Annotated in this window: 12 protein-coding genes; 7 read left to right on the top strand and 5 right to left on the bottom strand. The window is 67.9% G+C overall.

The annotated features are described in order from the left end of the window. The first annotated feature begins 70 nt into the window (after positions 1-70). Positions 71-469 carry a VOC family protein gene (locus EB75_RS27025; protein ID WP_073698304.1) on the top strand — a complete coding sequence of 133 codons (399 nt, stop codon included), beginning with the start codon at positions 71-73 and terminating at the stop codon, positions 467-469. A 28-nt stretch (positions 470-497) separates the two neighbouring features. Then, the gene (locus EB75_RS27020; RefSeq protein WP_073698297.1) at positions 498-1,244 is read left to right on the top strand and encodes a class I SAM-dependent methyltransferase; all 747 of its coding nucleotides are present in this window, start codon (positions 498-500) and stop codon (positions 1,242-1,244) included. 5 nt (positions 1,245-1,249) lie between these two features. Here the strand turns inward: EB75_RS27020 and EB75_RS27015 are convergent, their stop codons facing one another. Beyond that, positions 1,250-1,828 (bottom strand): TetR/AcrR family transcriptional regulator, encoded by a 579-nt coding sequence (locus EB75_RS27015; RefSeq protein ID WP_073698296.1) that lies wholly within the window; start codon positions 1,826-1,828, stop codon positions 1,250-1,252. Positions 1,829-1,876: 48 nt separating this feature from the next. Here EB75_RS27015 and EB75_RS27010 point away from each other — a divergent pair, with 48 nt between their 5' ends. Next, positions 1,877-2,728: a phytanoyl-CoA dioxygenase family protein gene (locus EB75_RS27010; protein WP_073698295.1), complete on the top strand. Its 852-nt coding sequence runs from the start codon at positions 1,877-1,879 to the stop codon at positions 2,726-2,728. Positions 2,729-2,756: 28 nt separating this feature from the next. Here the strand turns inward: EB75_RS27010 and EB75_RS27005 are convergent, their stop codons facing one another. From EB75_RS27005 to EB75_RS26990, 4 genes are all read right to left on the bottom strand, one after another. After that, on the bottom strand, positions 2,757-2,984 hold the full coding sequence (locus tag EB75_RS27005; protein ID WP_029104726.1) for a hypothetical protein: 228 nt from the start codon (positions 2,982-2,984) through the stop codon (positions 2,757-2,759). A 110-nt stretch (positions 2,985-3,094) separates the two neighbouring features. Then, positions 3,095-3,787 (bottom strand): guanylate cyclase, encoded by a 693-nt coding sequence (locus tag EB75_RS27000; RefSeq protein ID WP_073698294.1) that lies wholly within the window; start codon positions 3,785-3,787, stop codon positions 3,095-3,097. Between the two features lie 177 nt (positions 3,788-3,964). Next, a complete protein-coding gene (locus EB75_RS26995; RefSeq protein WP_083612596.1) occupies positions 3,965-4,795 on the bottom strand; it encodes an adenylate/guanylate cyclase domain-containing protein in 831 nt (276 codons plus the stop codon). A gap of 34 nt (positions 4,796-4,829) precedes the next feature. Then, positions 4,830-5,717, bottom strand: coding sequence for an alpha/beta fold hydrolase (locus EB75_RS26990; protein ID WP_073698293.1), 888 nt, complete (start codon positions 5,715-5,717; stop codon positions 4,830-4,832). A gap of 138 nt (positions 5,718-5,855) precedes the next feature. Here EB75_RS26990 and EB75_RS26985 point away from each other — a divergent pair, with 138 nt between their 5' ends. The 4 genes from EB75_RS26985 to EB75_RS26970 all read left to right on the top strand — a co-directional run bounded on the left by EB75_RS26985 (position 5,856) and on the right by EB75_RS26970 (position 8,960). After that, positions 5,856-6,491 (top strand): Rv1363c family protein, encoded by a 636-nt coding sequence (locus tag EB75_RS26985; RefSeq protein ID WP_073698292.1) that lies wholly within the window; start codon positions 5,856-5,858, stop codon positions 6,489-6,491. Beyond that, positions 6,488-7,117, top strand: a complete 630-nt coding sequence (locus tag EB75_RS26980) for an Rv1363c family protein (protein ID WP_064858218.1) — start codon at positions 6,488-6,490, stop codon at positions 7,115-7,117. Before EB75_RS26985 ends, EB75_RS26980 begins: the two co-directional genes overlap by 4 nt. A gap of 79 nt (positions 7,118-7,196) precedes the next feature. After that, entirely contained in the window at positions 7,197-8,435 is a 1,239-nt protein-coding gene (locus tag EB75_RS26975; RefSeq protein ID WP_073698302.1) for a WS/DGAT domain-containing protein, read from the top strand. A gap of 9 nt (positions 8,436-8,444) precedes the next feature. Further along, positions 8,445-8,960, top strand: coding sequence for a DoxX family protein (locus tag EB75_RS26970; RefSeq protein WP_073698291.1), 516 nt, complete (start codon positions 8,445-8,447; stop codon positions 8,958-8,960). Positions 8,961-9,026: the final 66 nt, after the last annotated feature.

Raw genomic sequence — 9,026 nt, 5'->3', positions numbered from 1 at the left:
GAGCAAGGTCATCCTCGCCCGAACGGGTTGAACACAATCAATGTCGGTGGTCGCCGATATCGTGCGCGGCATGAAGCTTGTTTCCACCCGCATCATCACCGCCGACGTCCCGAGCCTGGTCGGCTTCTACGAATTGGTGACCGGGGCCGAGGCCGTCTGGGCCAACGAACTGTTCGCGGAAATCCCCACGCCGGTGGGCACTTTGGCGATCGGCAGCGACAAGACCGTGCCCTTGTTCGGGGCGGGTTCCGCCGAGCCGGCGGCCAACCGGAGCACCATCATCGAGTTCATCGTGGATGACGTCGACGCGGAGTACGAACGGCTGCGAAGCCGGTTGGACGAGGTCGTCACCGAGCCCACCACGATGCCATGGGGTAACCGGTCGCTGTTGTTCCGCGATCCCGACGGCAACCTCGTCAACCTCTTCACGCCGGTGAGAGACGATGCCGAGGCCAAATTCGGGGCGTAGTCGCTGGTATGCGGCATAGCATCTGCTGGTGAGCTTCGTCGTCTCGCCGGACGCGTACGGCCGCTACATGGGCCGATACGCCGAGCCGCTCGCGGACGTCTTCGCCGCCTTCGCCGGGATCACGGCCGGCGCCAAGGTGCTCGACGTCGGCAGCGGACCCGGCGCGCTGACAGCGCGGCTGCTGGCGACGGGCGCCGAGGTTGCGGCCATCGATCCGTCGCCGCCGTTCGTCGATCCGATCCAGGCGCGGTTCCCCGGGCTCGACGCCCGCCTCGGGACCGCTGAGGAACTGCCTTACGACACTGCGACTTTCGACGCCGCGCTCGCCCAACTGGTGGTGCATTTCATGACCGATCCCGTCGCCGGCATCGGGCAGATGGCGCGGGTGACCCGGCCCGGGGGCGTCGTCGCGGCGTGCGCGTGGGACGGCCCGACGGGTGCGCTGGCACCGTTCTGGGACGCCGTCCACGTGATCGACCCCGACGCACAGGACGAGGCGTTGCTATCTGGCGCGCACAGAGGCCACCTCACCGAGATCTCCGACGCCGCCGGGCTACGCAACGTGACAGAGGATGCCATCGCCATCGACGTGCTGCACCCGAGCTTCGAGGAGTGGTGGGAGCCGTACACGTTCGGTGTCGGACCGGCCGGGGACTACGTCCAGCGCCTCGATGACGAGGGGCGCGGCATGCTGAAAACCGTTGCGCGCGAACGTCTTGGCGACGGACCGTTCACCGTGACGGCCACGGCGTGGGCGGCGCGCGGCACCGTCTGATCCCGTCACGAAATGCCGAGTGCCGCGGCGACCAGATGCCAGAGCCGTTCGGCGGCAAGATCGGGATCGGCACGCGGTGTGGCCCGGAGCTGTTGGGCGATGCTGTGCCGCAGTCCGCCGATGACGAACGCCCCGGCGCTGTCCGCGTCGATGTCGTCGGGCAAGTCACCGTCGTGCTGCCCGCGGCGGATGTTGTCGGCCGCTGCCTCGCTCATCGTCTGCAGATGAACCGCTTCGAGTTCGGCGAGTTCGGGGTCCAGCGTCGCGCGGCCGAGCAGGATCGGCGCCAGCTCATCGTCGAAGTGGTAGACGACGAAACGGCGGGTGCGCTCGCGCTCCCGGACTCCCCAGTCGGCGTCGACGGGTAGGTGCACGTCGGCGATGGCATGGCGCAGCCCGTGATAGAAGTCGTCGTAAACCGCTGCGAGAAGCCCACTTTTGGAACCGAAGTGGTGATAGAGGGCGCCGGTGCTGAGCTGCGCCCGGCGGGTCAGTGCGCTCAGTTCGAGCACGCCGTTGCCGCGCACCAGTTCGTCGCGCGCGGCGGTCAGAAGTTGTTGACGTCCGATCGGGGCACGTGCCATAGTCCAAAACATAACAGAACTCGGTTATGTTTCGGCGGGAGTGGAGCAATGAGCACTGAAGTGTCATCGCTGGCGGACTTGAGCGGCGACCTGGCCGGCACCTATCGCCGGACCGAAAGCAGCGGCGCGACCGTCGACCCCGCGATCGTCGATGCCGATATCGCCACGATGACGCGCGACGGCTACGTGATCCTGCCCGATCTGCTCAGTGCGACCCAGCTGGACGAGATCCGCGCCGCCGTGACGCCGATGCTGGATCGACACGGCCGCAACGGTTTTGAGGGACGGTCGACGCAGCGCATCTACAGCGTGCTCAACAAGACCGCGGCGTGCGACGTCATCGCCGACCACCCGCGCGTGCTGGCCCTGCTGGACCGGATGTTCCTGCCGAACTACCTGCTGTCGATGCTCCAGGTGATCAACATCCTGCCGGGCGAGCAGGCGCAGATGCTGCACACCGACGACGGCTTCTACCCGCTGCCGCGGCCCCGCGCCCCGTTGGGCGCGGCGACCATCTGGGCCATCGACGATTTCACCGCCGACAACGGCGCCACCGACGTCGTGCCCGGCAGCCAGCTCTGGGGCGACCGGTTGCCCGGCGACGACGTCGAGCGCAAGCCCGTCGTGATGGGCGCCGGGTCGTGTGTGTTCTTCCCCGGCACACTGTGGCACGGCGGCGGCGCCAACCGCACCGACCGTCCGCGGCTGGCCGTCACGGCCCAATACTGCGAGCCCTGGCTGCGGCCGCAGGAGGCATTCACGCTGTCGATGACCCGCGACACCGTCCGCCGGGTATCGGAAGACCTACGCCGCATGCTCGGCTACAGCATTCACCCGCCCTTCATCGGGCAGGTCGACGGCATGCACCCGAAGCGGCTGCTGGAGTTGGCCGGCGATTAGTCCGCCTAATCGTCGACGATCAGGCGGATCAGTACGGCACGTCAGTGGCGCCGGCGGACGTGTCCTTCTCGTCGTGATTCGACTCGTGGAACCCGAAGTCGTACGGGTTCGGGCCCTGCTGCGGCAGGTCGAATTCGTCGCCGCCGTAGGGCACATCGGGATCCGGATCGGCGCCGGCCATCGGGGCAAGACTGATCGCCCCGCCGATTGCGGCAGCGGCAATCCACGTTCCTACGAGCGCATTTTTCAATCGCATGACGCCTCCTGAGGGCTTTCCCGTAACCGGGTAGTTGCCCACAAATGTTAATCGCGGCACGACTGCGCTGACGCCGAATGTAATGAATTGACGGATTCGGGAATTCCAGGTCAGGCGAGAATTTCAATTTCTTCGCCGAGCCGGTATCCCGGCGTCAACGACAATGAATCACCACTCCAGAACGACCCGGGATCGAAATAGTTCTCCCGTTTCTCGGTGACCAGCAGACCCATTTCCTCGTAGGTGATGGCCACCGTCTCCGCGCAGTAGGCGGTCTCGAGCCCGGCCGACCGCCGGCGGTTCTTGTCGCGCTCGGCGGATTCGCGAACCTTGCGGTGCACCAAGGGAATTCCGCGTGTGTAGTCGCTGACCACCGGCGCCCGGCCCCGGAACCACCGGCCCGTCAACCGCGCGGTGGTGGGGAACGCGGTGCCGTCCATGCGGGCCACCACTTTCAATGCCAGGTCTTCCTGCTCGCGGGTGGCGTACGGCGTCAGCTGGCGCAGCCAGCACCGCTGCCCGTACACGTACACCCACCGTTCGACGGCGGCCCGCAGGTCGTTGAGTTGCACGCCGCGGTGGTGGCTGCCGCTCCACAGGCATTCGAGTTTGTCGCCGAGTTCGGCGTGCCAGATCAGCGGCGGCAGGTCGTCGATGGCGACCGTCATGCCGACATGGTTCACGGGCGCGTTGGTGAGCGTCTGGATGGCGCGGTCGGGCTTGGAAGCCCCACGGAACAACCAGATGTCGCCGGTCCGGGTTTCGGCCAGCGCTCGCTCCAATGTCACCGCGTTACCAGTCATCTGGGCAGCTTAGACATTCCCCGGCGCTTCGCTCGGCCATAATCACTGCATGCGTGGCGTGTGGAAGTGGGTTGGCCTGGCCGGTGTCGCGGGCGTGGTCGCCGGTGGCGTGTTGGTCGCGCGCGATCAGCGCAACCGCGAGTCATATACGGCCGACGATATTCGCGCCCGGTTGCATCAGCGGCTGGCCGAATCCGGTGGGAGCCAGCCCACGGCATAGAGCCGGTGGTCCCCGGTGAAGCCCTTCAGCTCCGCCACCCGGCCGCCGTCGAAGGTGATGTCCGCGCAGGAAGCCGAGGCGGACAAGGCATCTCGGACGGCCTTGCTCACGAGCACTTCGGCGCCGTCGGCCTGACTCGCCACCCGCGCGGCCATGGCGACGTTGCGCCCGAACAGGTCATCGCCGCGGCGCACCGACTTGCCGGTGTGAATCCCGATGCGGACCCGGACGCCGCCGGGCGCCTTCGCCAATTGCTGCTGCATGTCGATGCTGCAGCGCACGGCCTGCTCGGGCTCGGCGAAGGCGATCATGAAACCGTCGCCCTGACTCTTCACGACCAACCCCGACTGCTTCTTGACGCACCGGCCGACCAGCTTGTCGTGATGGTCGATCAGCCGCACCCAGGCCCGGTCACCCATGCGCTCGTTGAGGGCCGTGGACCCTTCGATGTCGGAGAACATGATCGCCACGCGGCCGGTCGGCGCCAGCTTGGCCAGGTCCGGCCGCTCCACCTCGGCCCAGCCGGCGAGCTCCTCGATCGATGACCACATCGCACCGCCGAAGCCCTCCTTGTTGATGAGGTTGGCGGTCTGCCACATCGTCTTCACCGCCGCGCGGCCGCCGGCCAGCAGCAGGTTCGTGCGGGGCTCGGACGGCGCGCGCAACTCCGCGATCTCCTGCCGTGCGGCACGCAGCCGGCCTCGCGTCACGCGCAACGCGATGGTCTCGACGACGACCACCGCGGCGAGGACACAGATGGCGATCAGCGGGATCGTCGATACCGTCACCGCTCAAGTATCGAGGCGACGGGCCGCGATCGGGTCATTGACGGACGAACTGCACCACCGCGTCGGTGAACGCGTCGTTGTCGTCGCCGGCGGCGGTGTGCCCGGCGTCGGACAGTTCGACGAACTGCGCGCCGGGCACCTTCTGCAGGAAGTCCTGCACGCCTTCGGTGCTGACCACGTCGGAGAGCTTGCCGCGGATCAGCAGGATCGGGATCTCGAGGCTGATCGCCGCGTGCTCGAGCATGTCGGCGCGCTCGAACGGGTCGTCGCCGGGCGCGGTGAGGAATGCCGGGTCCCAGTGCCAGAACCACTTGCCGTCGCGCAGCCGCAGGTTCTTTTTGAGTCCCTCGACGCTGCGCGGCCGGGTGCGGTGCGGCAGGTACGCCGCGACGGCGTCGGCGGCCTCTTCCAGCGAGGCGAAGCCGTCGATGCCGCTGAACATGAAGTCGCGGATGCGCGCGCTGCCGCTCTTCTCGAATCGTGGCACGACGTCGACCAGGACCAGTTTGGTCACCAGTTCGGGACCGGCTTCGTGCGCGACGGGGAGGCTGGTCAGGCCGCCCATGCTGGCGCCGATCAGGGCCACCGGCCGGCCGATCTGATAGATCACCTGCAGCGTGTCGCCGGTCAGCGTCTCGAGTGAGTAGTTCGCCGTGGGGGAACGGTCGCTGTCACCGTGCCCGCGGCTGTCCAGCGCGACGACGTGGAAGCCGGCATTCGCGAGAATCTGGCCGGTGTTCTTCCAGGAATGCCGGTTCTGCCCGCCGCCGTGCAACATCAGGATCGTCGGCTTGTCCGCTGCGGTGTCCGCGTCGCGGTTCCACTCGTCGGCGACGAGGGTCAGTTCGTCGATACCGCGGAATCGCACCGTCTGTACATTGCTGCCGCCCTCGGCCGGGGAAGTGCGTTCGTCGGTGCTCACTGGGAATCCTCTCGTCACTTCTCCTGCACGTTACCGAGCTGTGCTAACTGAACCGAACATGACCCTGGTCACCCCGTGGTCTCTAGACTCGGCCGAGGTGTCGCGCGCCCGGCCGGGCGCGCGGCGAGAGGAAGGCATATGGCGGACGAGCACGGGCGGCACAGGAATCCCGACGAGGTGGACGACGACGACGCGGCCGACCCGGACGTGACCCCGGATGCCGACGACGACGCACCGGCCATCTCCGACGAGGACGCCCTCGCCTTCCTGAAACCGACTGCACCCCAACGGGATAAGCGGGTGATCGTGGCACTGGTCGTGGGAGTGCTGGTGGTCGGCGCGCTGGGTGCGCTGGTGGCCTGGCTCGGTCAGCGTGAGCTGCAGCTGCGTCGCGACGACGCCCTGCACGAGATGTACCTGACGGCCGGGAAGCAGGTCGCGGTCAATCTCACGACCATCGACTACCGGCACGTCGACGACGACATCAAGCGGGCGCTGGACACCTCGACCGGCGCCTATTTCGACGACTTCAAACAGCGTTCGGTGGCTGTGGTGGACTCGGTGAAACAGCAGCAGTCGGCGTCGGTCGGCACGGTCACCGAGGCCGGCGTGGAGTCGGCGAACGAGACCACGGGCGTGGTCCTGGTCGCGGTCAAGGTGCACACCGAGGTCGGCAGCGGGCCGCCGCAACGCGACCGCTACTGGCGCGTGCGGTTGACGATGCAGAAGGTGGGCGACAGCGCCAAGGCGTCGAAGGTGGAGTCGATCCAATGAGCAAGCACGAAATGGACGAACCTGACGAGCCGGCCGACGCGGAGGCCGAGTCGACGGAGGCGGAACCGGATGCGGCCGAGGCTGTCGAGACAGAGTCGGCGGCGCCCAATGCCGCTGTGCCGCAGGTGAACCCGCTGCAGCCCGGCGGTATCGAGTGGGCGCGGGTGACGGCGTACCGGGTCCTGCCGGTGCTGGCGCTGGTACTCGCAGCCGCGGCCGGCGGACTGTGGTACCTGACCACGAAGCACAGCAATGACGCTCAGCGGGCCGCGGTGATCAAGCTGGCCAGCGACGGCACGGTCACTCTGCTGTCGTACCAGCCGGACACGGTCCGTCAACAACTGACCGATGCGCGCAAGCTGCTCACCACACCGTTCCTGGACGAGTACACGACACTGACCAAGTCGGTGATCCCCGGCGCCGAACAGCGGCGCATCGCGGCGGCGACGTCGGTGCCCGCCGCCGCGGCGGTCTCGGTCGAGGAGAACCATGCCGTGGTGCTGGTGTTCGTCAACCAGATAGTCCGTGTCGGTGACCAACCACCGACCAGTACGCCCACCAGCGCGCGCGTAACCCTGGAACGACTGGGGGGCCAGTGGCTGATCGCCAAGTTCGAGCCGGTGTGATGGTCGTGATTTGTGCACGATTTTCCGCGGTGGGCGCGGATTTTCGTGCACAAATCCCAGGGTGGTGGACGTGACCCGGATGGCGGCGGCCGACGCCCAGAGTTTCTGGATGTCGGCGAAAATCCCCAACGACATGTTTCTGGTGTGGGGGTTCGACGGTGTGCCCGCTGACCTGGACGCCGCGCTGGCAGCGGTCCACCGCAAGGTGGCGGCGTGCCCAGAGTTGTTGGTACGCATCGACGATTCGCGTCCCTGGCGCTATCCGTCCTGGGTGCGATGCGATGCCCCGGAGATCGTCGTGCACGAACCCGGGGACCGCACGTGGTTCGGGTGCCTGAGCGCTGTGTGCGCGCTGGCTGCGAGTGACCAGCTCGACGCCACCGTGCGGGCGTGGCGACTGCACGTCTTCGCCGGCGTCACCGGGATGCCGGAGACGACGGGGCCGGGCACCGTCGTCGTCGTGCAGATGTCGCACGCCCTCGCCGACGGGCGGCGCGCGACGGCACTCATGGGCCGGATCTTCGGCCGGGACCAGCCGGTGCCGGCGGTGGTCGAGTCGCGGCTGGGGACGTGGGCGCTGCCGTACCTGGCGTGGCGGGCCAGCGCTGCTCATCGCCGGCTCGTGCACGACACGGAGTCGGGTGCTGTTGCCGCACCGGCCGATTCGTGGCCGGTGCAGGCGACCAACAACGCGCCGGAGGGCCCCGACGAATTGCGGACGATCGTCCGTCATCGTGCGGACCTGCCCGGGCCGACCGTGACGGTCGGGGTGCTGGCGGCCATCTCGGAGGCGCTTGCCGCCGAACTGGGTGGGGTCACCGCGCTCGGGGCCGAGGTGCCGATGGCCAAGACAGGTACCCGTCGGGCCTACAACCACTACGGCAACGTCGGGGTGGCATTGCACCCGCAATTGCCCTTTCATGAGCGGGCGGTCCGGATCGAGGCGGAGCTCGCCATGCGACGGCAGCGGTTCGAGCATCCGTCGGCCGCGACGAGCGATGCCGCCACCGCGGCGGTGCCGGCACGGCTGCTGCGTTGGGGCACCGCGCAATTCGACGTGCACGCGCGGTCCACGACGGCCACCGGCAACACCGTGGTGTCGAGCGTGCACCGCGGCCCGGCCGATCTGACATTCGGCGGCTGCCCGGTGGTGCTGACCACCGCATGTCCGGCGCTGTCGCCGATGATGGGGTTGACGCACGGCGTGCACGGCATCGGGGACACCGTCACGGTCAGTGTGCATGCGTCCCCGTCGGCCTTACCGGATGTCGATTCGTATGTGGAACGGTTGTCAGCGGCCCTGGACTCCGGGGCTTAACCTCGACGCGTGACTGCTTACGACTTTTCTCTCCTGTTGCTGCGGGTGGTCCTCGGCTTGACCATGGCCGCGCACGGATACAACAAGTTCTTCGGCGGCGGCCGCATCCCGGGTACCGCCGGGTGGTTCGACAGCATCGGCATGAAGCCCGGCATGCTGCACGCCCGTCTGGCTGCGAGTACCGAACTCCTGGCCGGCCTCGGCCTCGCGGTCGGGCTGCTGACCCCGATTCCCGCCGCGGGCTTCGTGGCGCTGATGGTGGTGGCGGCCTGGACCGTGCACCGCGACAACGGCTTCTTCATCGTGAAGTCGGGCTGGGAGTACAACCTGGTGCTGGGCGTCGCGGCGGTGGCCATCGCGGGCACCGGCGCGGGCCGCTACAGCCTGGACTGGCTGCTGTTCCACGGCAGCAGCTTCTACCACCTGCTGCATGGCTGGTGCGGTCTGGTGATCGCCGCCGGGCTCGGGCTCGCCGGTGGCATCGGGCAGCTGCTGATCTTCTTCCGGCCGCCAGCCAAGGTCTGACCAACGTTGACGCTGCGTCCTGGGCGCTGGTCACTCGGGATTTTGTGCCTCGGCCGCAGACTCAAC

It is taken from the genome of Mycobacterium sp. ST-F2, from assembly GCF_001905655.1.
Classification (GTDB): domain Bacteria; phylum Actinomycetota; class Actinomycetes; order Mycobacteriales; family Mycobacteriaceae; genus Mycobacterium.
The sequence above is the reverse complement of the archived record's forward strand: the minus strand, read 5'-3'. Positions and strand labels throughout refer to the sequence as shown.

Coding starts and splice junctions, on each gene's coding strand:
- EB75_RS27025 (WP_073698304.1), top strand. CDS start 71: ATGAAGCTTGTTTCCACCCGCATCATCACCGCCGACGTCCCGAGCCTG.
- EB75_RS26980 (WP_064858218.1), top strand. CDS start 6,488: ATGAGCAAGCACGAAATGGACGAACCTGACGAGCCGGCCGACGCGGAG.
- EB75_RS26985 (WP_073698292.1), top strand. CDS start 5,856: ATGGCGGACGAGCACGGGCGGCACAGGAATCCCGACGAGGTGGACGAC.
- EB75_RS27000 (WP_073698294.1), bottom strand. CDS start 3,787: ATGACTGGTAACGCGGTGACATTGGAGCGAGCGCTGGCCGAAACCCGG.
- EB75_RS27010 (WP_073698295.1), top strand. CDS start 1,877: ATGAGCACTGAAGTGTCATCGCTGGCGGACTTGAGCGGCGACCTGGCC.
- EB75_RS26975 (WP_073698302.1), top strand. CDS start 7,197: ATGGCGGCGGCCGACGCCCAGAGTTTCTGGATGTCGGCGAAAATCCCC.
- EB75_RS27005 (WP_029104726.1), bottom strand. CDS start 2,984: ATGCGATTGAAAAATGCGCTCGTAGGAACGTGGATTGCCGCTGCCGCA.
- EB75_RS27015 (WP_073698296.1), bottom strand. CDS start 1,828: ATGGCACGTGCCCCGATCGGACGTCAACAACTTCTGACCGCCGCGCGC.